At 68.5% G+C, this 23,569-nt stretch carries 23 protein-coding genes and 1 riboswitch; of the genes, 18 read left to right on the top strand and 5 right to left on the bottom strand.

Annotation, left to right across the window (positions count from 1 at the left end; translation table 11 throughout):
* Positions 1–62: 62 nt before the first annotated feature.
* Positions 63–518: an acyl-CoA thioesterase gene (locus tag QQZ11_RS08580; protein WP_284549860.1), complete on the top strand. Its 456-nt coding sequence runs from the start codon at positions 63–65 to the stop codon at positions 516–518.
* Here QQZ11_RS08580 and QQZ11_RS08575 read toward each other — a convergent pair.
* From QQZ11_RS08575 to rplM, 3 genes are all read right to left on the bottom strand, one after another.
* Entirely contained in the window at positions 485–1,435 is a 951-nt protein-coding gene (locus QQZ11_RS08575; protein WP_284549859.1) for a DUF559 domain-containing protein, read from the bottom strand. The two genes, QQZ11_RS08580 and QQZ11_RS08575, sit on opposite strands and share 34 nt — an antisense overlap.
* A 375-nt stretch (positions 1,436–1,810) precedes the next feature.
* Positions 1,811–2,344 carry a 30S ribosomal protein S9 gene (gene rpsI / locus QQZ11_RS08570; protein WP_022910722.1) on the bottom strand — a complete coding sequence of 178 codons (534 nt, stop codon included), beginning with the start codon at positions 2,342–2,344 and terminating at the stop codon, positions 1,811–1,813.
* A gap of 8 nt (positions 2,345–2,352) precedes the next feature.
* Positions 2,353–2,805, bottom strand: a complete 453-nt coding sequence (gene rplM / locus QQZ11_RS08565; protein WP_022910721.1) for a 50S ribosomal protein L13 — start codon at positions 2,803–2,805, stop codon at positions 2,353–2,355.
* Between the two features lie 372 nt (positions 2,806–3,177).
* Here rplM and QQZ11_RS08560 point away from each other — a divergent pair, with 372 nt between their 5' ends.
* Positions 3,178–4,482, top strand: a complete 1,305-nt coding sequence (locus QQZ11_RS08560) for a glycoside hydrolase family 125 protein (RefSeq protein ID WP_284549858.1) — start codon at positions 3,178–3,180, stop codon at positions 4,480–4,482.
* Positions 4,483–4,524: 42 nt separating this feature from the next.
* Here QQZ11_RS08560 and QQZ11_RS08555 read toward each other — a convergent pair whose 3' ends face one another.
* On the bottom strand, positions 4,525–6,048 hold the full coding sequence (locus QQZ11_RS08555) for a serine hydrolase domain-containing protein (protein WP_284549857.1): 1,524 nt from the start codon (positions 6,046–6,048) through the stop codon (positions 4,525–4,527).
* 139 nt (positions 6,049–6,187) lie between these two features.
* Between QQZ11_RS08555 and trmB the strand changes: the two genes are divergently transcribed.
* The 8 genes from trmB (at position 6,188) to QQZ11_RS08515 (ending at position 14,737) form a co-directional block, all read left to right on the top strand.
* Positions 6,188–7,018, top strand: a complete 831-nt coding sequence (trmB, locus tag QQZ11_RS08550; RefSeq protein WP_284549856.1) for a tRNA (guanosine(46)-N7)-methyltransferase TrmB — start codon at positions 6,188–6,190, stop codon at positions 7,016–7,018.
* The gene (gene truA / locus QQZ11_RS08545) at positions 7,015–7,887 is read left to right on the top strand and encodes a tRNA pseudouridine(38-40) synthase TruA (protein ID WP_284549854.1); all 873 of its coding nucleotides are present in this window, start codon (positions 7,015–7,017) and stop codon (positions 7,885–7,887) included. Before trmB ends, truA begins: the two co-directional genes overlap by 4 nt.
* On the top strand, positions 7,884–8,504 hold the full coding sequence (locus QQZ11_RS08540; RefSeq protein ID WP_284549852.1) for a class I SAM-dependent methyltransferase: 621 nt from the start codon (positions 7,884–7,886) through the stop codon (positions 8,502–8,504). Before truA ends, QQZ11_RS08540 begins: the two co-directional genes overlap by 4 nt.
* A gap of 161 nt (positions 8,505–8,665) precedes the next feature.
* Positions 8,666–8,843, top strand: a riboswitch (cobalamin riboswitch).
* A 117-nt stretch (positions 8,844–8,960) separates the two neighbouring features.
* Entirely contained in the window at positions 8,961–10,163 is a 1,203-nt protein-coding gene (locus tag QQZ11_RS08535) for a prenyltransferase/squalene oxidase repeat-containing protein (protein WP_284549851.1), read from the top strand.
* On the top strand, positions 10,163–11,167 hold the full coding sequence (locus QQZ11_RS08530) for a hypothetical protein (protein ID WP_284549849.1): 1,005 nt from the start codon (positions 10,163–10,165) through the stop codon (positions 11,165–11,167). The genes QQZ11_RS08535 and QQZ11_RS08530 overlap by 1 nt, the downstream gene beginning before the upstream one ends.
* Before the next feature lie 30 nt (positions 11,168–11,197).
* Positions 11,198–12,289 (top strand): CbiQ family ECF transporter T component, encoded by a 1,092-nt coding sequence (locus QQZ11_RS08525; protein WP_284549848.1) that lies wholly within the window; start codon positions 11,198–11,200, stop codon positions 12,287–12,289.
* On the top strand, positions 12,286–13,962 hold the full coding sequence (locus QQZ11_RS08520; protein WP_284549846.1) for an ABC transporter ATP-binding protein: 1,677 nt from the start codon (positions 12,286–12,288) through the stop codon (positions 13,960–13,962). Before QQZ11_RS08525 ends, QQZ11_RS08520 begins: the two co-directional genes overlap by 4 nt.
* 4 nt (positions 13,963–13,966) lie before the next feature.
* The gene (locus QQZ11_RS08515) at positions 13,967–14,737 is read left to right on the top strand and encodes an ECF transporter S component (RefSeq protein WP_446698842.1); all 771 of its coding nucleotides are present in this window, start codon (positions 13,967–13,969) and stop codon (positions 14,735–14,737) included.
* 101 nt (positions 14,738–14,838) lie between these two features.
* Here the strand turns inward: QQZ11_RS08515 and QQZ11_RS08510 are convergent, their stop codons facing one another.
* Positions 14,839–16,326 (bottom strand): vWA domain-containing protein, encoded by a 1,488-nt coding sequence (locus tag QQZ11_RS08510; RefSeq protein ID WP_284549843.1) that lies wholly within the window; start codon positions 16,324–16,326, stop codon positions 14,839–14,841.
* Between the two features lie 225 nt (positions 16,327–16,551).
* Between QQZ11_RS08510 and QQZ11_RS08505 the strand changes: the two genes are divergently transcribed.
* From QQZ11_RS08505 to QQZ11_RS08470, 8 genes are all read left to right on the top strand, one after another.
* Complete coding sequence (locus tag QQZ11_RS08505) at positions 16,552–16,740, top strand: Flp family type IVb pilin (protein WP_022910709.1); 189 nt, start codon at positions 16,552–16,554, stop codon at positions 16,738–16,740.
* Between the two features lie 90 nt (positions 16,741–16,830).
* The gene (locus QQZ11_RS08500) at positions 16,831–17,205 is read left to right on the top strand and encodes a TadE/TadG family type IV pilus assembly protein (protein WP_284549842.1); all 375 of its coding nucleotides are present in this window, start codon (positions 16,831–16,833) and stop codon (positions 17,203–17,205) included.
* Positions 17,206–17,228: 23 nt separating this feature from the next.
* Positions 17,229–18,161: a TadE/TadG family type IV pilus assembly protein gene (locus tag QQZ11_RS08495; RefSeq protein WP_284549840.1), complete on the top strand. Its 933-nt coding sequence runs from the start codon at positions 17,229–17,231 to the stop codon at positions 18,159–18,161.
* A gap of 22 nt (positions 18,162–18,183) precedes the next feature.
* The gene (gene cpaB / locus QQZ11_RS08490; RefSeq protein WP_284549838.1) at positions 18,184–18,945 is read left to right on the top strand and encodes a Flp pilus assembly protein CpaB; all 762 of its coding nucleotides are present in this window, start codon (positions 18,184–18,186) and stop codon (positions 18,943–18,945) included.
* Positions 18,942–20,096, top strand: coding sequence for an AAA family ATPase (locus QQZ11_RS08485; RefSeq protein WP_284549836.1), 1,155 nt, complete (start codon positions 18,942–18,944; stop codon positions 20,094–20,096). Before cpaB ends, QQZ11_RS08485 begins: the two co-directional genes overlap by 4 nt.
* A complete protein-coding gene (locus QQZ11_RS08480) occupies positions 20,093–21,706 on the top strand; it encodes an ATPase, T2SS/T4P/T4SS family (protein WP_284549835.1) in 1,614 nt (537 codons plus the stop codon). Before QQZ11_RS08485 ends, QQZ11_RS08480 begins: the two co-directional genes overlap by 4 nt.
* Positions 21,703–22,647: a type II secretion system F family protein gene (locus QQZ11_RS08475; protein WP_284549833.1), complete on the top strand. Its 945-nt coding sequence runs from the start codon at positions 21,703–21,705 to the stop codon at positions 22,645–22,647. The genes QQZ11_RS08480 and QQZ11_RS08475 overlap by 4 nt, the downstream gene beginning before the upstream one ends.
* 7 nt (positions 22,648–22,654) lie before the next feature.
* Positions 22,655–23,533 carry a type II secretion system F family protein gene (locus QQZ11_RS08470; RefSeq protein ID WP_284549832.1) on the top strand — a complete coding sequence of 293 codons (879 nt, stop codon included), beginning with the start codon at positions 22,655–22,657 and terminating at the stop codon, positions 23,531–23,533.
* Positions 23,534–23,569: the final 36 nt, after the last annotated feature.

The raw sequence follows: 23,569 nt of genomic DNA, 5'->3' as shown, positions 1-23,569 counted from the left end.
CAGCAGGGTTGCTCGGACGATCCGGCGGGCCGCTCGGCGGGCGGAACCTAGACTGGTGACCCGTGAGCACCTCTGACCTCGAGACCGATGACGAGATGCGCTTCCACTCCCGGCGGTGGGTGCGCCCCGAAGATCTGAACGCCAATGGGACGTTGTTCGGCGGCAGCCTGCTGAAGTGGATCGACGAGGAGGCCGCAATCTACGTGATCGTGCAGTTGGGCAACGAGCGCGTGGTCACCAAGTACATCTCCGAGATCAACTTCGTGGCCTCGGCCTGGCAGGGTGACCTCGTCGAGATCGGGTTGATCCCCACCCACTTCGGGCGCACGAGCATCACCCTGCGGGCGGAGGCCCGCAACATGATCACCCGCGAGACCCTGCTCACCATCGACTCCATGGTCTTCGTGAACCTGGACGAGGACGGTCACCCCAAGCCGCACGGGTACTCGTCCATCACCTTCGACCGCGACCGGATCCCGGTGCGCTACGGCCCCATCCCGGACCGAAAGCTGCGCTGAGCCAGTCGGACGAGGGGTGCCTCACTCGACCGGACGAGTGCCAGCAACTGCTGCACCACCAGGTCTCGGTTGAGGCGGAGGTCGGAGGGTGTGTAGTGGAGGACCGTGTAGCCGGCGGCCGAGAGTCGGTTGTGGCGGGCCCAGTCGCTCTCACGCTGTTCACCCGGGCCGTGGTGCTCGCGGCTCTGCAACTCGAAGATGGTGCGTGACCCCTCGAACAGGGCGTCGGGGTGGTAGCGGCGCCCGTCGATGAGCAGCAGCGGGTTCGCCTTCCAGCGCCGGAACCCGGCTTCGCTCAGGAACTGGTGGCTCTCGAGTTCGGCGGCCGACCAGGGGTTGGTACGCATCAGCCTGGCGGCGTCCACCCACGCCGACTGGTGCCCCACGGGCGCGGAGGCCGCTGCTCGCTGCAGACCGGCGGGTGTGAAGGCCTTCTGCCTCAAGCCGTTGAAGAGCGGTTCGAGGTCTCCGTGGGCAGCGCCGACCAGGGCGGCAATGGGGTGTCTGAGGTAGGGAACATCACCGCGCCAGACGAGGTGACCCGGTCGCCGGGGCACCGTGGCGACCCGTAACCAGGAGGGCACCTGCCCGCGCAGGCGGGTGAGAGCCACGTCGATGTGGGTGACCTCCGCCGACTCCCAGTAGGTGAGCCGCGCCGCCACCCGCCCGGCCAGGGCTGCATCCGGGCGCCAGAGGCGGACGGCCCGCAGTCGTACCCTCCAGTCGGACTGCTGAGCACTGACCACCGCGATTCCACGCAGCGGCACCACGAGTTCCCCGGCGTCCTCGTGGCGACGAATGGAGTGGCTCAGATGTGGGTGGTCGCTGATGCGGATCACACCGCCTTCCTGACGCAGCACCTCCCGGAGTTCGCCATCGGACGGGCGGCAGCGCTGCCGGGTGGGGTCGGGTGACATGCATCGATTGGGCCACGGTGGGGCGGCGGGGACGGACGAGGCCCGGATTCTGTGGACAACTCCCACGACACGCCCCGAGATCGGGCCCCTTGTGGACAACCAGGACCCGTTTCGCGGCACGTGGGCATTTCGTCCCCGAGATTCCGCGCAAGATGGGGCACGCCAGCGGGCTGCTCGCCACGCCACGTGACGGATGTGCCTCTCACGTGCCCCCTTCGGCGTGGAACCCGGGGTCCCCCCGCCGCGGGTCACGAGATCAGCGACATCCGAGGGGAACCGCCCTCCCCCCGGAAACGCACTCGGCCCCGGATCCACGAGGGATCCGGGGCCGAGTGACGACGTCAGCGCGTCGAGCAGATCAACGCTTCGAGTGCATCAACGCTTCGAGTACTGAGGAGCCTTGCGAGCCTTCTTGAGACCAGCCTTCTTGCGCTCCTTGATGCGGGAGTCGCGGGTCAGCAGTCCGGCCTTCTTCAGCACGGCGCGGCTGGCCTCGAGGTCGACACCGTTGAGCGCGCGGGCGATGCCCAGGCTCAGGGCGCCGGCCTGACCGGTGATGCCGCCACCGTGGATGCGGGCGATGATGTCGTAGGAACCCTCGACACCGGCCACCACCAAGGGCTGGCTGGCGATCTGCTGGTGCACCTTGTTCGGGAAGTACTCCTCGAGGTTGCGACCGTTCACGGTCCACTGTCCCGAACCGGGGACGAGGCGCACGCGGGCCACGGCCTCCTTGCGACGACCGGTGCCACCCCCGGCGGCGATCACGGCCGGACGCGAGGCAGCACCCGAAGCGGCGGCAGCGTTCGAGTCGGACCGGTAGGCGATCTCGCGATCGTTCTCGTCGACGAAGGTGGTCTCCTCGGCGTCGAAGTTCTCGTCAAGCTCAACGTTCTCAGACACGGTCATTCCTTGGCTCACTTGGCGGTCTGCGAGATCTGGGTGATCTCGTACGGCTGCGGCTGCTGGGCAGCATGGGGGTGCTCGGGGCCGGCGTAGACCTTGAGCTTGGTGATCTGCTGACGGGCCAGCTTGTTCTTGGGCAGCATGCCCCAGACAGCCAGCTCGACGGCCTTGCGCGGGTCACGGGCGAGCAGTTCGCCGATGGGGGTCGCGGTCAGACCACCCGGACGACCCGAGTGGCGGTAACGCATCGAGTCGGTGGCCTTCTGGCCGGTGAGGGCGATCTTGGAAGCGTTGACGATGACGACGAAGTCGCCGGTGTCGACGTGTGCCGCGAAGGTGGGCTTGTGCTTGCCGCGCAGCAGGGTGGCCGCAGTAACAGCCAATCGACCGAGAACGACGTCCTCGGCATCGATCACATGCCAGTTCCGGGTGATTTCGCCCGGCTTGGGAGTGTAGGTAGACACGGTCGCGGACCATCTTCCATAGAGTTGCTTGTACAGGACCTGCAGCGCGGGCCGCGAGCTCAGCCAGAGCGAGCAGGCATGCCGATGCGCAACAGCGTCTTAGGCTACCCCGCCAGCGCGCTGGCCTCCAAATCGCCCGGGAAGGGCCCACAGACGACCCGCAGCAGGGTCCGGAGAGGACCGGTGAGCGTGGCCACCACCCCCACTGGCACCCGCTGGGATCGTGCCGCTCGTCCTCGCTGGCGTCGTCCCTCGCAGTGGCCCGGGCTCGTCCGCGGATTCAGCTTGTTGGGTCGCCGGCTCGCCCGGACCGCCGTGATCAATTGTGCCGTTCGCCTGCGATTCGCATCTCTGACTCGATGGAGTGGGGGCATGACCGAACCGACGATCGTGAACCCGGCCAGTGATGCGCTCGTGCACCTCATCGAGGCCCATGCGGCCGCCATCGGCTCCGAACTGAAGAGGGACGACGCCCGGGCCTTCTTCCGCGAAGCCATGCTGAACACCTGGCAGACCACACTGAACCCGCAGCCCGACGGGTCGGTGTTCGTGATCACCGGCGACATCCCGGCCATGTGGCTGCGCGACTCCTCCGCCCAACTGCGGCCCTACCTGCTGCTGGCCAGCGAGTCCCAGGAGGTTCGCGCGTCTATCGCGGGACTGATCCGCAGGCAATGGCAGCAGATCGCGATCGACCCCTACGCCAATGCCTTCAACGTCGAGCCCAACAGCGCCTCGTGGCACGCCGCGGATCTGTGCGACAACCCGTGGGTGTGGGAGGAGAAGTACGAGATCGACTCCCTCGCCTTCCCGATCCAACTGGCCTGGCAGTACTGGAAGGTCACCGGGGACGCCCCGACCCTGGCGCCGGTGCACGAAGGGGCACGGACCGTCATCGACCTGTGGCGCGTCGAGCAGCACCACGAGCAGCGGTCGAGCTACCGGTTCGTCCGCGAGGGCACCGATGACACCCTGGGCCCGGACGGCCGCGGAACCCCGGTCGCCGTCACCGGCATGACCTGGTCGGGATTTCGTCCCAGCGACGACGCCTGCAGCTACCACTACAACGTGCCGGCGCAGTACTTCGCCGCACACGCCCTGGGCCTGCTGGCCGACCTCGCCCGCAGCATCTGGGACGACGCGGCGCTCGCCGACGATGCCACGGCCCTGGCCGACGAGATCCGCGCGGGGATCGAGGCCCACGCGATCACGGCCGAAGGGACACTGGCCTACGAGGTCAACGGGCTGGGAGACGAACTGCTGATGGACGACGCCAACATGCCCAGCCTGCTGAGCCTTCCCCTGTGCAGCGACCTGACGGTCACCGACGAGCGCTACCAGGCCACCAGGGCCTGGATCCTGAGCGACGCCAACCCCTTCTACCAGCAGGGTTCGCATGCTCGCGGCATCGGCAGCCCGCACACCCCTGAGGGCTACGTCTGGCCGATCGCCTTGGCGGTGCAGGGGCTGACGGCGTCCAGCCGGGACGAGGCGCTCGGTCTGGCGGCCTGCCTGCTCGACACCACAGGCGGTACCGGGTTGATGCACGAGGGCTTCAACCCCGACAACCCGGACGAGTTCACGCGTCCGTGGTTCAGCTGGGCCAACTCGATGGCATGCGAGTTCCTGTTGTCACTGACCGGACACACGATGGAGCAGGCGACCTCGGTGCGGTGAGGTGCGGACACGTGGCCTCGACACGTCGCTCGTTCCTCGCTCCTACTCGACCGACGTCTCAAGGGCCCGCAGCCGGGAGCCCGACAGGAGTTCCGACCGCATCGAGGCGAACAGGGGCGGCGTCCACGAGGTGATGCCGGTGGTGGTGATCGAGGTGATCTCCCCCGCCTCGTCCCGCGCGACACGTAGCTCCTCGCCGAAGGACGAGAACCCGTCGCGTGCCTGGGCCAGCAGGGTGCCGGCGTCGACGATCGTGTGGCTGACCGCCGAACCCGTCGGGTCAGCCGCCTCGGACGACAGGGCCAGCACCGCGCCCGGGAGCGGCACCAGGTGGGTGCTCCCCCACAGGGAGGTGAATCGTCCCCGGAAGCGGTCGTCAGGTGCATCGGTCGAGGTGCCGACGAGCGCGGCGGCGTGGTCGATCAGCTTGACCAGGGTGGTCGCCCACTCGCTGGCCGAGGATCCGTTGCGGTTGGTGAGCACGGACACCGACAGCCCGGTCGCCGGGTCCCCCCAGGTCTGGGTGATGTGGCCCGGGAACCCGCCCGAGTGGCCGATCACGAAGCGCTGCCCGATCTCGCGCATGATCCATCCCAGCCCGTACCAGCGGGTCTGTCCTGCCTCGACGATGGTCGACTCCTTGCGCTGCATCAGCCGCTTCGAGGCGTCCGAGAGCAGGAGGTCGGTGCCGAGCGCGTGCGCCGCCAGCCACGCGGTCGTCGCCTCGGCATTGGCCCAGCAACCCGTCGCGGCCCCCTCGGCGTGGGTGTCCACGGGAGCGATGGTCTCGATCCGGGCCAACTCAGTGGGGGCCAGCTTCGACGGGTCGCCACCGTCGACACCGACCGCCTGCATGGCGTGTCCGCTGGCGTACTCGACGCCATCGTCCCCGTGGCCGAGCTCGGGGCCCAGCACCAGGTCGTCGTCGACGAACGAGCGCAACGGCGCGACCAGCTCGAGGACCACGTCGTGCCAGCTTCGTCCGGTCACCTGCTCGACCACCAGCCCGAGCGCCGAGTAGCCGATGTTCGTGTAGTGGAAGTGGGTGTTCGGTGCGAACACCAGGTCACGGCGCAGCTCGGCGATCAGTTGGTCACGGTCGTTGAAGCGGCGTGCCAGCTGCCAGAAGTTCGCGTCCTCACCGTCGCGGAGCACCCCGGCCTGGTGGCTCAGCAGCTCGCGCAGGGTGACCTCGCCGGCGGGTACGTCGTCCAGCTCGGGCAGCCAGTGGCCCAGGGTGTCGTCCAACCGCAGGGCGCCCGCCTCAGCCAACTGCATCACCGCGGTGGCCGTGAACGTCTTGGAGTGCGACGCGATCCGGAAGGCGTGGCGGGTGGCCAGCGGCACCCGCGAGGGCTCGTCGGCCCACCCGACCGCGAAGGAACTGAGCAGCTCACGGCCCCGCCGGATCGCCACCTGCACGCCCGGCACACCGGTGCGGAGCCGCTGGGTGTCGATCCAGTCGACCAGGAAGGGCTCCAGCCAGCCGACGACCTCGGCCAGTCGGGTGTCACCCGACCTGTCGTTGATGGCGTCCGTGGATTCGATGCTGGTGGCGTCGTTCATGTTCCGATCCAACCAGAGGGACGCGGCCTGGCGCCCGGAGTCCCGGCACTCCCCTGCCAGACGCGGCAGTCCCTGCCGGACGAGGCACACCCCACCAGACAAGTGGGACAGTCCCGCCGACTTGTCTAGGCTTGCGCGGGTGAGCGACCAGCAGCCCCTGCGCACCCCCACCCCGACCGGGACCGCGCGTGTGCACCGCGAGGTGGTGAGCTTCGTCCGTCGCTCCGATCGCATGAACCCCTCGCAGCAGAAGGCCTGGGCCAGACACGCGGACGACTGGCTGGTGCCCGTCAGCCAACTCGAGACCGAGACCTCGGTGGCGCCCGACCAGCGTCTCGACCTGACCGCCCTGTTCGGACGAGAGGCCCCGCTGGCCGTCGAGATCGGCACCGGCACCGGAGAGTCGACCGAGGCGCTGGCCCGGGCCCACCCGGAGTGGAACATCCTGGCCTTCGAGGTCTTCCAGCCAGCCGTCGCGAGCGCCATGAACCTGCTCGGACGCGAAGGTCACACCAACGTCCGGTTCGCGATGAACGACGCCGCCGCCGGGCTGCGCCACCTGCTGGCCGAGGGCTCCGTCACCGAGCTGTGGACCTTCTTCCCCGACCCCTGGCACAAGACCCGCCACCACAAGCGGCGACTGGTCCAGGCCGAGTTCGCCGCGCTGGTCGCAGACCGGCTCGCACCGTCGGGGGTGTGGCGTTTGGCCACCGACTGGGACGACTACGCCCACTGGTTGCACACCACCCTCGACTCCGAACCGCGGCTACGGAACCCACACCTTCCGGCCGACGCCGCCCCGTGCCCCGCCTTGGCCGAGGACGTGCCGTGTGACTACGCGGGATGGGCGCCGAGGCTCGGGCTTCGTCCGATCACGAAGTTCGAGGCCAAGGGGCTGGCCGCCGGACGCAGCGTCCACGACCTCACCTACGTGCGCCGCCCAGCTGAGCCAGATCCGGGACGACCATGATCCGCTGGCGGATCGACCTCGCCTATGACGGCACCGCCTTCCACGGGTGGGCCGAGCAGCCTGGTCTGCGCACGGTGCAGGGCGAACTTGAGCGCTGGCTGCCCCAGGTGCTGAGGTTGGACCATCCCGTTCGGCTCACGGTCGCCGGACGCACCGACGCCGGCGTGCACGCCGACGCGCAGGTCTGCCATGTCGACCTGCCCGACGAGGTGGACACCTCGTCCCTGCTCCACCGCCTTCGTCGAGTGCTCGCCGACGACATCGCGATCCGCTCGATCACCGCCGCCCCCGAGGGGTTCGACGCCCGCTTCTCCGCGCTCTGGCGTCGTTACCGCTACCGCATCTGGGACGACGCCTCCGTTCGGACCCCTACCCGCCGACTGCAGGTCGCCCCCGCCAAGGGGACCCTCGACGTCACCGCCATGCAAACAGCCGCCGACCTGCTGCTCGGACTGCGCGACTTCGCAGCATTCTGCAAGCCCCGCGACGGCGCCACCACCATCCGCACCCTGCGGAGAGTGGCCGTCGACCGCGACGAGCAGGGTCAGGTCGACACGGTGCTGGTGGCCGATGCCTTCTGCCACTCGATGGTGCGGTCGGTGATGGGCGCGCTGGTGGCGATCGGGCAACACCGTCGCGGTCTGGCCTGGCTCGAGGAGGTGCTCACCCTCGACCGGCGCGCCAGCGACATCACCGTCATGCCCGCGCGAGGACTCACCCTCGAGGCCGTCGGCTACCCCGCCGACACCGACCTCGCCGAACGGGCGGAGCAGTCGCGCCGGCACCGTGAACCGACCGAACTCCTCGAAGGGGCCTGGGTCGAAGACCCGGACGAAGTCACCGACGGCGGACGACTGGAGGACCTGTGAGCCACTACTTCGACTCCCCTGCCGAGCCCCTCGACCTCAACCTCGTGCGCACGGTCGACTGCCAGATCTGGGACGAGACGCTGACCTTCCGCACCGCGGCAGGGGTGTTCTCGGGAACCCGGCTCGATCCGGGCACCAGCGTGCTCCTCAAGGAGTCGGCGCCGCCGACGGGTGCCCTGCGGGTGGCCGACGTGGGGTGCGGATTCGGGCCCATCGCCGTCGCGCTGGCGAGGGTGGCCCCCGCCGCGCTGGTGGACGCGGTGGACGTGAACGACCGGGCGCTGCAGCTCACCCGACTCAACGCCGACGCCTTGGGCGTGGGTGAGCGGGTGCGGGCGCTTCGTCCGGACGAGGTCGACCCCATGACGCGCTACGACCAGATCTGGTCGAACCCACCCATTCGCATCGGCAAGCCGGCCCTGCACGAACTGCTGCTGACCTGGCTCCCGCGGCTCGCCCCGGCCGGCGAGGCAAGGCTGGTGGTGGGCAAGAACCTCGGTGCGGACTCCCTGCAGCGCTGGATCGGTGAGCAGTGGGTCGACGGGGTGGGGTTCGCCTGTGAACGGGCGGCGTCGGCCAAGGGTTTCCGCGTGCTGAGCGTGCATCTGCTGCCCTGAGGAGCCCGCTCCCCGGGCTGTGCTCCCTGATCGGGTCACAGCCCCCTGCCGATCCACACCCGTTCCCCAGCGCCGAATGTGGCACGTGGTGGTCCACATTCCGCGCCACCGCACGGGTATGGATCGCATCGCAGAGAGCGCGCCCGCCACCCCCACGTCCATCCGTGACCCGGGTGGCTCGCCGCCGTCACCGGGCTGTACTGTGATCCGCAGATCCACCTCGTGGGGGAATCCGGTGTGAATCCGGGACTGACCCGCAGCCGTGAGGATCGACACCCGGGCGCTTGCGCTCGAAGGTGTCGTCCGAGTCGGAATGCCCGCGTGCTGGACCGACCCATGTTCGAGAACGAACACCCGCCGAGGCACGCGGGCCGGGGTCGAGGACGAGGGGCACCCCCAGGGGGAGACCAGCGATCTTCGGTACCGCTCCGCCGCCTCTCCCGAGAGGAACTCCCCATGTCTGTGACCCGCAACGATCGGATCACGCGCCTGCTGGCCGCCGGGTTTGCCGCCAGCATCGCCCTCAGCGGCGCCGTCGCCGCCGGCTCCCTGACCACCGCCGAGGCCGCCCCCATCACCGTGGCCGCCGTCACCAACCCTGCCCAGACCCAGCAGGCGGCTGACTGGATCGCCCAACAGTGGGCCAGCAACCCGGCCCAGTTCACGGCCGGCAACCTGGAGGACGCGATCCTCGCGCTGGCATCGAGCGAGTCCCACTCCGACGTGGTCGCCGAGATGGTCGACACCCTCCTCCCGCTGGCTGTCGACAACTCCTACAACGCCGGTTCGGCGGGCAAGCTGGCCCTGGTCGCCGCGGTCGTCGGCAAGGACCCCCGCTCCTTCGGTGGGGTCGACCTGATCGACGTGACCACCACGAGCCTGGCCACCGATCCCACTGCCGGGGGCTCCTTCGGCCTCGCCCTGGCGGTGCTGGGCCTCACCCGCAACAACGTGGATGTTCCCGCCGCGGCGCTGGCCGAGGTGGTCTCACAGCAGGGACCCGATGGTGGCTACGGCTACATCGAGACCTGGAACAACAACAACTTCGTGACCGACCCGGACTCGACCGCCCTGATGATCTCGGCCCTGCTCACCCTTGACGGCAACGGTGCCGATCCCAGCATCTCGACCGCGCTCACCAAGGCCCAGGCGTGGGCGAAGCAGAACACCACGGCGCCCGGCTACTGGGACAACTACTCACCGGCCAACACCACCGGCCTGATGGCCGCCGCGCTTGCCGACGCCGGTGTCGACGTCCAGGCAGCCACCACGTGGCTCAAGGGCATCCAGCTCGGCGACGGTGGCTTCCCGGCCGCTCTGGGCTCGACGGACTCGAACCTGATGGCCACCAACCAGGCCATCCTGGGTCTCGCCGGCGCCAGCTACGCGACGGTCACCCTGGTCGCGGGTGACCCGACCCCGACCCCCTCCGCCCCGGCATCATCGGCCCCGGCCTCGTCGGCCCCCGTCACCTCTGCCCCGGCGAGCCCCGACCCGTCGTCCTCGGCTGCGTCCCCCTCCGTGACGGTCTCGTCGACCCCGACCACACGTCCGATCGGCCTGCCCGACACCGGTGACGAGGGCACGCCCGCTGCGCTCTGGGTGACCCTCGGCTTCGGTGCCGTGGCAGCCGGTGCCCTGGTCGCTCGTCGTCGCTGATGTTCGCGACCAACCCGAATGCGGATCGTCTGCTGGTCTCGCGACTGGTGAAGGTGCTGGTCTGGTTCGCCGCCATCCTGCTCTCGAGCGTGGCGCTGGCCCATCCCAGTGCCACCGCCCGAGAACTCGGTGATCAGACTCTGGGCGCCAGTGTGGCCGACAGTTGCGTCGGCTCCGGCAAGGTGTGGCTGGTCGTGGTCACCGATGGCGGATCCACCCTGCGCAACCAGTGCGTGGGCAACCCCGGCAGCGGTACTGCGGCCCTGCAGAACGCGGGGCTCTCGCTCACCTACCGCTCGGGCTACCTCTGCACGATCGGCGGCTACCCCTCGGCCTGCCCCACCACCTACAACGGGCAGTACTGGAGCTACTGGATCGCCAAGCCGGGCGGTTCGTGGAGCTACTCCAACCTGGGCGCCGACGCACGCAGGCCACCGGCAGGCACCCTCGATGGATGGTGCTACACGGCCCCGGGCGACCAGTCCAGCCAGAAGTCGACCTGCCTGCGGCAGCTCAACGCCCGGGTGAACCCGGCCAGCACCGTGCCAACGGCGCCGCAGCCCAGCGCTGCGCCCACCACGGCAACGGCCAAGCCGACCACTGCCCGGCCGACCACCAGCCAGCCGAAGCCCACCAGCGTCAAGCCCACCCAGCCACGGCCGACCCGGCCCGCAACCGTGGGGACGCGCACCACCGCGCCCACCACCGCGAAGACCTGGCCGACCATCAGTCGGCGGCCCGGCGCGACCACGGCCGCCCCCCGGGCGTCCACGTCGTCGAAGCCGTCCCGCGTGGCCAACTCACCCTCCGCGGCGAGCAGCAGTCAGTCTGCAGGGTCGACCCAGAGCCCGACCACCTCCACTTCACCCAGTCAGGAAGCCACCACGGTTCCCGCGACGGTGACCGACTCCGGCTCCCCCACCGGGCTGGTCGTCACCGGCGCGGTGGTGGTCGCCGGCGCCGCCGGACTGGGCGGCTACCTGTGGCGCATTCGTCGCCCCTGATCGGGCACGACACGCGGCGATGACGACCTGATGGCACGGACCGAGGCACCCACCCATCCCTGGGCATGGTGGGTGTGGGCTCTGCTGGCCGCCGGCGCGGTCTCGGTGACCACCAACCCCTTGCTGCTGGTGTTGGTGGTGGCCGCGGTCGTCGCGGTCGTGGTCGCACGCCGCAGCGACGCCCCGTGGGCCCGGTCGGTGAGCACCTACTTCATGTTGGCGCTCGTGATCGTGGCCTTCAGGGTCGTCATGCAGGTCGTCTTCGGCGGGCAGCGGACGGGATTCGTCCTGTTCAGCCTGCCGGAACTACCCCTGCCCGCGTGGGCCGCAGGTATCAGGCTGGGTGGCCCGGTCACGCTCAATGCGCTGCTGGCTGCCCTCTACGACGGGCTACGGCTGGCCGCCATCATCATCTGCGTGGGTGCCGCCAACGCACTGGCGAATCCTCGGCGGGCCCTGCGCAACGTGCCTGCGGCTCTCCATGAGCTGTCGGTGGCCGTGGTGATCGCCCTGTCGGTCGCCCCGCAGTTGGTCGAGTCGGCCCACCGGGTGCGACGCGCCAGACGGCTGCGCGGCGGACGGGTGAAGGGCTGGCGGGCGGTGCCCGCGTTGGTCGTCCCCATCCTCGAGGACGCCGTGGAGCGCTCTCTGACCCTGGCCACCAGCATGGAGGCACGCGGCTACGGACGCACCCGTGACCTGACCCGGGTACCGCGCTGGGTGAGCGCCAGTCTGTTGCTCGCCGTGATGGCGGTCACCTTCGGTGTGTTCCTGCTGCTCGGCGTGCCGGGAGGAGCCCGCCCCGGTGTGGTCTGCCTGCTCGTCGGGGTGGTGGTCACCGCCGTCGGGCTGCGCGCCTCGGGACGACGACTGTCGGTCACCCGCTACCGTCCCGATCGATGGCGATGGCGCGAGACGGCCACTGTCGCTCTGGCCCTGGCCGGACTGCTCGCTGTCGCCGGCGTGATGGTGCTCGATGCGGGCGTGCTGAACCCGCCCACCAGACCCTTGACCTGGCCCTCGCTCCACCCCCTCTTCCTGGTGGCAGCGGTGCTCTTCGCCGCACCGATCGCGGCGACCGTGCCCGATGCCTCCTCCCCCTCGTCCGAGAGGCCACGATGATCAGCTTCGACCAGGTCAGCATCCGCTACACCGAGTCGGCCAGCCCCGTGATCGCCGATGCCTCGTTCACCATTCCCGACGGCGACCTCTGTCTGGTCGTGGGCGGCACCGGTTCGGGCAAGACCACCCTGCTGCGCGCCATCAACGGGCTGGTGCCCCACTTCGTGGGGGGCATCATGACGGGCCGGGTGATCGTCAACGGACGCTCGACCCGCGCCGAACGACCCAGGGAACTGGCCGACCTCATCGGTTTCGTGGGCCAGAACCCGCTCGCCGGTTTCGTCACCGACACCGTCGAGGACGAGGTGGCCTACGGCATGGAGCAGCTGGGCATCGCGCCCACGGCCATGCGCAAGCGGGTCGAGGAGACCCTCGACCTGATGAACATCGCCGAGCTGCGCCGTCGTCCGCTCATGCAACTGTCGGGCGGTCAACAACAGCGGGTGGCCATCGCCTCGGTACTTGCCGCCCAACCGCGCGTCATCGTGCTGGACGAACCCACCTCGGCCCTCGACCCCACCGCGGCCCAGGACGTGCTCAGCGCCTTGACCACCTTGGTGCACGACGTCGGGATGACCGCCGTCGTCGCCGAACACCGGCTGGAGCGAGTGATGCAGGCTGCCGACCAGGTGCTGTGGTTGCCGGGTGACGGATCGGCAACGCTGGGCCCTGCCGCACAGGTATTGGGACGGGCGAGCGTGGTACCGCCGCTGGCCGAACTGGCCCACGCCCTGGGCTGGTCAGAGGTTCCGTTGTCAGTGCGTGACGCCCGTCGCCGGGTGGCGCGGGAACGGATCACCCTGCGACCGCCGTCCGAGATCACACCCCGACCCCCCCACGTCGATCGAGTAGGGGCGAGGAACGAGCCCCGTGTCGAGATCACGTCCGGCCGGTCGACCAGGGAGCGAAGCCCACGTGTCGAGACGCCCGCGGTCTCCCTGCGCTCCCTCACCGTCAAGCACGGCCAACTGAGAGCCGTGGACGACCTCACCCTGACCCTCGAGGGCGGGTCCATCACCGCTTTGATGGGCCGCAACGGAGCAGGCAAGTCGTCCCTGATGTGGGCGATCCAGGGGGCCCTTCCCAGCACGGGCTCGCTGTCGGTGGCAGGGCGGGACCCCCGCACCCTCTCGGCGGAGGCTGCCCGCAGCATCGTCGGGCTGGTGCCCCAAGAAGCAGCCGACCTGCTGCACCTGCACACCGTCGGGCTCGAGTGCGTCCAGTCCGACCGGGAGTCCGGGGTCAGCGCGGGCACCACGTGGACGCTGCTGCAGAGGTTGGGGGCCGACTTCGACGCCGACCACCACCCCCGCGACCTGTCGGAAGGCCAGCGGTTGGCGTTGGTGCTGGCGATCCAGTTGTCGGCGGACCCGTCCGTGATGCTGCTCGACGAGCCGACCCGCGGGCTCGACTACACCATGAAGCACAACCTGGCCCTCATCCTGTGCGACCTGGTCGAGCGCGGCACCTGCGTGGTGGTGAGCACCCACGATGTGGAGTTCGCCGCCCGCATCTCGCAGCGCACCATCGTGATGGCCGAGGGTGAGGTGGTCGCCGACGGCCCGACCCGCGAGGTCTGCACCTCGTCGCCCGCGTTCGCCCCACAGGTGACCAAGGTCTTCCTGCCCGATCCGGTGCTGACCACCGACGAGGTGGTTGCGCGCCGTGTCTGACCCCGTGGCCCGCCGGGCCGTCCCCCTGTCACCGCGTTCGACCGCACTGCTGGCCGTGGTGACCCCCCTCACAGTGGCGGCGTTCGTGTGGCCCCTGTGGTTCCACCCCAGCGGTCTGGCATCGAACTCGCAGCTCGCGCCCCTGGTGTTCGCGCTGATCCTGCCCGTGGTGTTGGCCGTCGTGATCTCTCACCTGACCGGGGACGACCTCGACGTGAAGGCCTTGGCGCTGTTGGGGGTGATGTCGGCGGTCGTGGCCGTCGTCCGTCCGCTGGGGGCAGGCACCGCTGGCATCGAGACCGTCTTCTTCCCGATCGTGATCGCCGGACGAGCCCTGGGGCCCGGCTTCGGGTTCGTGCTGGGGACGACCGGGCTGCTGACCTCGGCGCTGTTGACAGGCGGGGTGGGGCCGTGGCTGCCCTACCAGATGCTGGCCGCAGCCCTGGTCGGACTGTTCTCGGGACTGTTGCCCCGACTACGGGGACGAGCCGAGGTCGCCCTGCTCGCCGGCTGGTCGCTGCTGATCGCGTTCGCCTACGGGTGGCTGATGGACCTCTCGTTCTGGCCGTTCATGACCGGCATGGGGTCGACCATCAGCTACGACCCGCACGCGTCGACCTGGACGAACCTGCACCGGTTCGCGCTCTACAACGTGGCCACCTCGATGGGCTGGAATCTCGGACGAGCGCTGACCACGGCAGCGCTGGTGCTGGTGCTGGGCTCGCCCATGCTGCGGATCCTGCGCAGGGCCGCGGTGAAGGGCCGTTTCGCCTGAGCCCTTGCCCGTCGGTCCCGGGACGCCGATCGAGTAGAGGCGAAGCGTGGGCTCTTCTCACGTCGGTTGAGTAGGGAGCGAAGCGACCGTGTCGAAACCGCTCAGTTCTGCACCATGTCGAGCATGCGGGTGCGCTGGGTGGTGTATCGGAGCGTGCGACCCTCCCCGAGGTCGAATTCGCCCCCATCGTCGAGCACCGCAGCGAATCCGCGCGAACCCTCCTTGCCCTTCACAGAGATGGATCCGTTCTTGCTCGCTGACACCTGGAGCTTTGTGGATCCACGCTGGGTCGTGGCCGAGGGGCCGTCGAGCAGGATCTCGTCGACCACCCGGCCCTCGGACAGGATCGCCAAGGATCCGTTGAGCGCCGGACGACGTCCGCGCATCACAGCCAGCACGATTCCGGCGACGACGAGCACGGCCATCGCACCACCACCCACGAGGGGCACCCACTCAGGAATGCCGCTGGACGGCGTCGTCGCGACGTCGGCTCCGCCTGACGAGGGTTGCGTCTTGGGACTCGCTGAGGTGGGGGCGCTCGAGGTCGGGCCCGCGCTGGCATCAGGAGCAGTGACGGTGACGGCTTCGCTCGAAAGACTGCTGGGCAGCTTCAACCCGGCGGCCGCCAGTTGGGTCTGCCACGGGCTCGAGAGCTTCGCGGCCAGCGTGATGGTCGACACGCCCGCGGGGAGCCCCGTGATCGTCAGCGTGAGATCGGACGACGCCCCTGGCTGGAGATCGACCGAGGCAGGATCGACAGTCGCCGTGGCTCCGGTGACTCCGGAGACGGAGAAACCCGAAATGGCCACCGGCACCCGGGTGGCGGACGAGGACAGATGCACCCGAGCGGTGACCGGTGACCCCACTCGGTTCTGCGGGTCAGGCGTCACGTGGTCGACCAGCACCGCGACGGGAGCCTTGAGGTCGGCGGCGAGCGCCTGCGCCACGCGCACCTTGGTGAGTTCACGGGTGATGCCCGCGAGATAGCCAACGATGTCAGCCGGGTCGGCGACGGTCGCCTTGGGGAAGACCGAGGTGAGCAGGCGCGCGTCGGTCTTGCCGCCGATCGAGACGGCGAAGGCGCCGACCTGTCTGCCCTGGGTGGCCTTGGTGGCCCGGCTTCGCAGTGAATCCCAGGAGGCAGCCTGTCCATTCGGGTACTTGGACGACGGTGACGCGTCGATCTCGCCATCGGTCAACAGGACGATGGCGCCCACCTTGCGCGACTTGGCCAAGGCTGTCACCCCGGCGTCGATGGCTGATCCGATGTCGGTCTGCTTGCCCGTCGGCTCCTTGGGGAGATGTGCGAGCAACTGGGCGGACGACGGCTTCGCCGCCTGCCAGGTCGACCGGACCCCGTCATCGAAGGTGATCATGGTGACTCGGTCGCCGGTTCCGAGCTGGCCGGCCAAGGCTCCGAGCGCCTGTCGCACGCGACCCCAGCGGCCGTCCTGCTTCATCGAGGCGGAGGTGTCGACCAGCAGCACGTAGTCGGTGGGCTCCGTTGCGACGCCGACCCTGCCGGCCAGATCACTCAACTGGTCCGCATGGCCCACCGACGGCGCTGCGAACAGCATCGTCAGGGCCATCAAAAGGGCCCCCCAAAGTCTACGCACAGCTCATGATGACGTAACCTCGAGCGGCGTGTCCGATTCCGTTATGGAAACGTTATACGTCGGGGGTCTCGACCGCTTGACTGAGGGGACTCTTCACGGATTTACTTCTCATCGGGCGGACGTGTATCGCCCTGGGGGGGATCAGCACCAGCGTTGCCCCACACAAGGCTTTTCTTCTTTCCGAAAGGGGCAACTCTCATGGTTGCACTGTACGTCTTCATCCAGACCGCCCTCATGGGCCGTTTCGAGAACAAGTCCAAGGGCGCCACCGCTGTGGAGTACGGCATCATGGTCGCCGCCATCGCCGTGGCGATTCTCGCCACCGTCTTCCTGCTCGGCGACAAGGTGGCGGCTCTGTTCGCCACCATCACCGCCAAGCTGCCGTGATCGACTGACTGGCTCGGGCCACCGCGGCGTGAAGCCTCGGTGGCCCGGCCCATTACTGGGGAAAAGAACATACGCGTGGGGGGCGCAGGCATGAACGGTCGAAAGGACCAACGGGGGGCGGCGGCTGTCGAATTCGCACTGGTCTTGCCGGTGCTGCTCGTACTGCTGTTGGGAATCATCGAGTACGGCTACCAATTCTTTCTCTACGGTTCGGCCGCCGGCGCTGCGCGCGAAGGCGCCCGAGCCATGGCGATCAGCACCAAGTCGGCTGACGCCGTCACCAAGGCCGACCAGGCGTTCACAAACACGACCGGCAAGATCGGGAGCATCACGGTCTCCCCCGGGGGAACCTGCACGGCCGGCAACCCCGTGGTGGTGACGGTGACGTACAACTACTCCGGGCTCACCGGGTTTTTCGGAAGCAAGCACGTCACCGGGAAGGGTGAGATGCGATGCGGAGGCTGAGGGAGCGCTCCCAGCGCGGCGCTGTGGCGGTGTCCACCGCCCTGCTGTGCGTGGCCTTGGTCGGCTTCACGGCCATCGCCGTGGACGTCGGTGCCCTGTGGTGGGACCGTAGCCAACTGCAGAATGGCGCGGATTCCGCGGCGCTCGCCCTGGCCCAGAGTTGTGCCAAGGGATCGGGCGTGACCACGTGCGAACCTGACGAGATGGGCATGGCCACCACCTATGCCACCGGCAACAAGGCGGACAACGCATCGTCGACCGTGTCGGTCACCTCGATCACCCATGGTGATGGCTGGGTCAAGGTTGACGTCACCACCACCCGGCAGCACTGGTTCGCCCCGCTGATCGGGCACAAGTCGAGCGTCGTCACGGCGAGCGCGACCGTTTCATGGGGTGGCATCGGGGGCGCGTCGGTACTTCCTTTCGTTGTGGGCGACTGCCAACTTGCCAACATCGCTTCCGGCTCGACAGTGACACTCTGGACCAAGGGCGGCTCGTCCCCCACGTGTGGACTCACCAGCGGCAATACCATTACGGGGAATTTCGGCTGGCTGAAGGATCCGAATCCCGATTCGACTGACCCCACGTTGGCGTGCACGGTCAAGACGTCCGTGAACGGAACGGTCACGGGGAACACGGGCGATCCAGGCCCTTCCCTCTCGAATGATGCCTGCAACAGCATCCTCTCCGACCTGCACGGTCGAGAAGTCCTACTCCCAGTGTTCGACAGCTACACCGGTTCAGGAACGAATATCGTCTTCCACTTGTCGGGATACGCTGTGATCCGCGTCGACACCTATTGCTTGAACGCCAACAAGGGCTGGGGCTACCCGACAAGCGGCTGCAAGAGTGAAAACCAGAAGTGGATCACTGGCACCTTCATCAAGAAGGTCTTCCTGGGCGCTACGCTCGGCGGCCCCAGCTACGGCGCCACCACTGTTCAGCTGACCGCATGATCACTACTACCGAAAGCCACCCATGAAACGCCGCGTTCTCGCCGCCATCGTCGCCAGCGTTCTGGCCCTCGCGGGCGTGGTGATGATTGCTCTCTACGTGCAGCAAGCCGACCGCCGGGCCATGCGCACCCTCGAACCGACCAGCGTTTTGATCGTCACCCAGGAGATCGCGAAGGGCACGCCGGCCAGACTGGGCAAGAACATCGAGGCTCGTACTCTCCCTCGATCGGCCGTGGCACCGGGGGTCGTGACTGATCTCGGCACCCTTCAGGGCTTGGTCGCCGACACCGACCTGCATCCTGGCGAGCAGGTGTTCACCGACCGGTTCACCAAGCCCGAAGCGCTCACCAACGATGACGTGGTCGTCCCCGAGAAGTTGGTGCAGGTGACCGTGAAGCTTGATCCCGAGCGACTGCTCGGCGGCCAGCTGAAGGCCGGTGACACCGTCGGGGTCGACATCTCATGGGTTGACACGAAGTCCGTCCACTACACCTACCCGTTGCTCCACAAGATCCTGGTCACCAAGGTGATCAGCACGGCGGCGAAGGAGGACGGCGCCAGCGCGGCCCCCGTCCCCCAGTACGTCACGCTGGCTGTGGCCAACACCGAGGCGGACCGACTGGTGTGGGCCTCCGAGCACGGCACCATCTACCTCACTCTCGAGCGCGAGAAGTCCAAGACCGACGGCGGCTCCTTGGTCGTGTGGGGCGACCCCAGCGTGCTGCCGGCGGACGTGCCCACCGGCTCGAGCTCGTCCTCGCCGACACCGAAGGCCGGCTCATGAGCGGCGTCCTGATGCTCGCCCAAGCGGCCGCGGCGGCCGAGCTCATCACCGAGGCCACCGCCGGTCAGGTGACCGTGCTCGAGGGCGAACAGGTGAAGAGCCCCCAGATCGTCGCCCAGCACCTCGCCGTTCAACCGGAACTCGTGTTGATCGACGCCACTGTCGATCCCTCAGAAGCGCTGGGAATCAGCGGCTGGGTTGTCGAACGGTTCGGTGCCCCGGTCGTCCTGATCAGTGACGACGCATCCCTGGGTCTGCAAGCCATGCGCGCCGGTGTGCGCGACATGCTCCGCGTCACGAGCAGCCCCGGTGAGGCGCGGGACGCCATCTCCCGCAACCGTCGCCTCGCTGGCAGCAACGGCGACGCCGTCCACCGCGGGCGTGTCGTCACGGTGGCTTCTCCCAAGGGCGGGGTCGGCAAGACGACCATCACGACCAACATCGCCGTTGGACTCGCTCTCGGCACTCAACTTCCCGTCGTGCTGGTCGACCTCGACCTGCACTTCGGCGACGTGGCCAGCGCACTCAACCTCGAGCCTGAATACACCCTGCCCGAGACCGCCCGTGCCGCTCTCGCGGGTGACCCGCTCGCGCTGAAGCCGTACCTCACCCGCCACGAGACCGGTTTGTGGGTGGTCGCCGGCAGCGATGATCCTGTCGCCGCCGACGCCGTCACGGCCCAGGAGATCACCAGCCTGCTGCGCACCCTCACTCTCGACTTCGCCTACGTCGTCGTCGACACGGCACCGGGCCTGGCGGAGGCCACCCTCACCGCGCTCGACCTGACCAGTGACCTGGTGTTGGTCACGGGGCTTGACGTTCCGGGCGTGCGGGGGCTGCGCAAGGAGATCGAGACGTTGAACGAACTTTCGATGTTGATGGAGACGCGTCAGATCGTGCTGAACTTCGCCGATCCCTCCCGCGGACTCTCCGTCGCCGACGTCGAGGCGACCGTGCGGGCCAAGGTCGATGTCGCCATCCCGACCGCAGGCATCGTCCCCATCTCGGTCAACCAAGGGATCCCGCTGCTGCAGAGTCGCGGCAACGACAAGATCTCCCGCCAACTCGACCAGATCGTCGGGCGTCTGGTCGGCCGACCCACGGTCGAAACCAAGCGCGGACTCTTCTCGCGGCGCAAGGAGAGCGCATGAACCTCGCCGAGCGACTCGCCGCCGCGCGGGGGCAGATGCCGGTCCCTCCCCCAGCCGCCACCGGTCCGCTGCCACGGGTCGACCACAGCACTCCATCCACACCCGGGCGCAGTGCCGACGAACCGGCAGCTCCTGACGCGGGTCGCGACGAGGTCATCGTCCCGCCGCAGCGATCAAGTCCCGATGAGCCGGACGACTCGTTCTGGGCCGCGCCCCCCAGCCGGGCGATGACACCCGGGGGTGGTGCGCAGCCAGGATCACCCGATGCCGAGGAAGAGGTGGGGCTTGGTTCCCTGGCCGCCCGCGGAGGCGTGGTGCCCGGCAAGCAGGACGCCATGCGTCGCCTTCAGGACCGCACCATCACCAGCCTCTATGAGCGGTTGGGCAACCGACTGTCCGACTCCGAACTCACCGACGAGCAACTGCGCCAGATGGTCCAGTCCGAACTGGCCACGCTGATCGAGGGCGAGAGCCTGGCCATGAGTGGCCCGGAACGGCGACGCTTCGTCGAGGAGGTGCAGTCGGACATTCTGGGACTCGGACCCATCCAGGGTCTCCTCGCGGACCCCTCGGTGACGGAGGTGATGGTCAACGGGCCGCACCACGTCTACGTCGAGCACGGCGGCCGGCTGTACCTCTCTGGGGTCCAGTTCCGTGACGAGCCCCACCTGCGCCAGATCATCGACCGCATCGTGGGCCGGATCGGTCGCCGCATCGACGAGTCGTCCCCCTTGGTCGACGCACGTCTCGAGGACGGCTCCCGCGTCAACGCCATCATCCCGCCGCTGGCGGTGAGCGGTTCGACGCTCACCATCCGCAAGTTCAGCCATGACGCGCTCAGCGTTCCCGACCTGATCAGGCTCGACACCCTCTCCTCCGGCATTGCCGACCTGCTGGCCGCCTGCGTGCGAGCGCGCCTGAACATCATCATCTCGGGGGGAACCGGCACCGGGAAGACGACCCTGCTCAACGTGGTCTCGTCGTTCATCCCCGAGGGCGAGCGGATCATCTCGATCGAGGACGCAGTGGAGCTGCAGTTGCAGCAGGAACATGTGGTCCGACTTGAGTCGCGGCCCGCCAACATCGAGGGCAAGGGCGAGATCGGCATCCGCGAACTCGTCCGCAACGCGCTCCGTATGCGCCCCGACCGCATCGTGGTCGGCGAGGTGCGCGGCGCCGAGGCCCTCGACATGTTGCAGGCCATGAACACCGGTCACGACGGTTCCCTGTCGACGGTGCACGCGAACACCCCCCGCGACGCCCTCGCCCGTCTCGAGACCCTCGTGCTCATGGCCGGCCTCGACCTTCCTCTGCGGGCCATCCGCGAGCAGATCGCCAGTTCCATCGACCTGATCGTTCAGCTCGCTCGCCTGCGTGACGGCACCCGGCGCGTGGTCGCCGTCACCGAGGTGCACGGCATGGAGGGGCAGATCGTCACCCTGCAGGACATCTTCATGTTCGACTACAGCGCCGGCGTCGACCCCAACGGGCGCTTCCTCGGTCACGTCCAGCCCACCGGCGTCCGCCCCGCCTTCGCCGAGAAGTTCGCCGACCTCGGCATCCACCTCCCGCCGCAGATCTTCGGCGATCCGATGGTGTGGTCACGATGACGTGGTGGCGCGACGGTTACCTGGGCACGGGAGCCGCGCTGGGACTTGTCGCCTTCGTGGTCGTGCTCATCCTTCTGGTCGCTCCCCGTTCGCCCGTGGTGCCTCGCCACCGCAGGCGACCTGTCGACGACCCGGGCGACACTGCGGTCGGCGGCATCGCGAAACGGCTCACCGCCAGCGTCGACCGGGCGCTCACCAGCCGCGACAGCCACCTTGCTGAACGGCTCGACGTCGCCGGCATTCGTCTGCCCGCCAGCAATCTCGTGGTCCTGACCGGATCAGGCATGATCGTCGGCTTCGCACTGGGACTCCTCCTTGGCCTCCCGCTGCTCTCCTTCGCACTGTTGGTACTGATTCCCATCGGAGTGCTGCTGACGATCCGTGTGATGACCGACAGGCGCCGAGCTGCCTTCGCCGGCCAACTCGACGAGACAGCCCAGATGCTCGCCGGAAGCCTCCGTTCGGGCTACTCCTTCACCCAAGCCCTGGCCACCGTGGGCAAGGAAGCGGTCAGTCCCACCGGTGAGGAGTTCGTGCGGATCACCAATGAGTTGCGACTGGGTCGTCCGATCGCTGACTCGATGGAGAACACCGCGCGGCGCATGAAGAGCGAGGACTTCTCATGGATCGGGCAGGCAGTGGCCATCAACCGGGAGGTCGGCGGAAACCTGGCCGATGTGCTCGAAGGTGTGTCGCACACGATCAGAGAACGCGCCCAGTTGCGTCGGCAGGTGCAGTCGCTGAGTTCAGAGGGCCGGTTGTCGGCGCTCGTCCTGATCGGACTCCCGTTCGTCTTGGCCGGGGTCTTCGCCGTCGTCAATCCCAAGTACATCGGATTGCTGTTCACCCGACTGCTGGGCTGGGTGATGTTGGGCATGGCAGCGATCCTGCTCACCATCGGCAGTCTGTGGTTGCGCGTCGCCGTCCGGATCAAGTACTGAGGCCACCATGCTCCCCCTCGGACTCACCCTGCTCGGCCTGGGCCTGGCCACCGTACTGGCTGTCCTGTTCGCCGGTCGCGACCCAGTGCGCGTCCGCGCCATGGCCAACCTGCAGCGCGGACGGGGTGTTGAAGCCACTGTCGCCCGGCGGCAACAGGGCAACCTCGGATTCGCTCGCTGGATCGACACCCCGGCCCGGCGTGGCCGCCTCGAACTGGCCTTGGCGAAGGCCGGATTCCCGAGTGGGTGGACGGTGGACCAACTGCTCTCCATCAAGGTGCTGGGGACGCTCTTCGCACTCGTGCTGGCCACCTTGGCGTGGGCCACCGGCAAGAATCCCCTCCTCGTGCTGATGTTGCTCGGCATGGCAGTGCTCGCCTTCTTCCTGCCGGACCTCTTGCTGTACAACACCTTCCTCAAGCGCCGGGAGCAGATCGACCTCGAGTTGGCCGACACCCTCGACCAGATGAGCATCGCGGTCCAGGCCGGACTCGGCTTCGACGCGGCCATGCTCCGGGTCGCGCGCAACGGGCGTGGTGTGCTCGCAGGTGAGCTGATCCGCACCATGCAGGACGTGCAGGTGGGCCAGTCCCGGCGTAGCGCCTACGAGGACTTGTCCCGGCGTACGGGCTCCGACCCACTGCGGAGGTTCGTGCGCACGGTGATCCAGGCCGAGTCGTACGGCATCCCTCTGGCCGACGTGCTGACCGCCCAGTCGGACGAGATGCGCATCGCTCGTCGCCAGTTGGCCGAGAAGAAGGCGATGGAGATCCCCGTGAAGGTGGTCTTCCCGCTGATCCTCTGCATCCTGCCCGTGATCTTCCTGGTCATCCTCGGGCCGGCGGCCATCTCGATCATCGACGCCTTCACGGGCGTCCTGAAGTGACGTTGTCGGACCAGGCGCCCGCGGGTGCAGCGGTGG

Source organism: Aestuariimicrobium sp. T2.26MG-19.2B, from assembly GCF_950101875.1.
Lineage (GTDB): Bacteria > Actinomycetota > Actinomycetes > Propionibacteriales > Propionibacteriaceae > Aestuariimicrobium > Aestuariimicrobium kwangyangense.
This window is presented reverse-complemented; position numbering and strand designations above follow the sequence as displayed.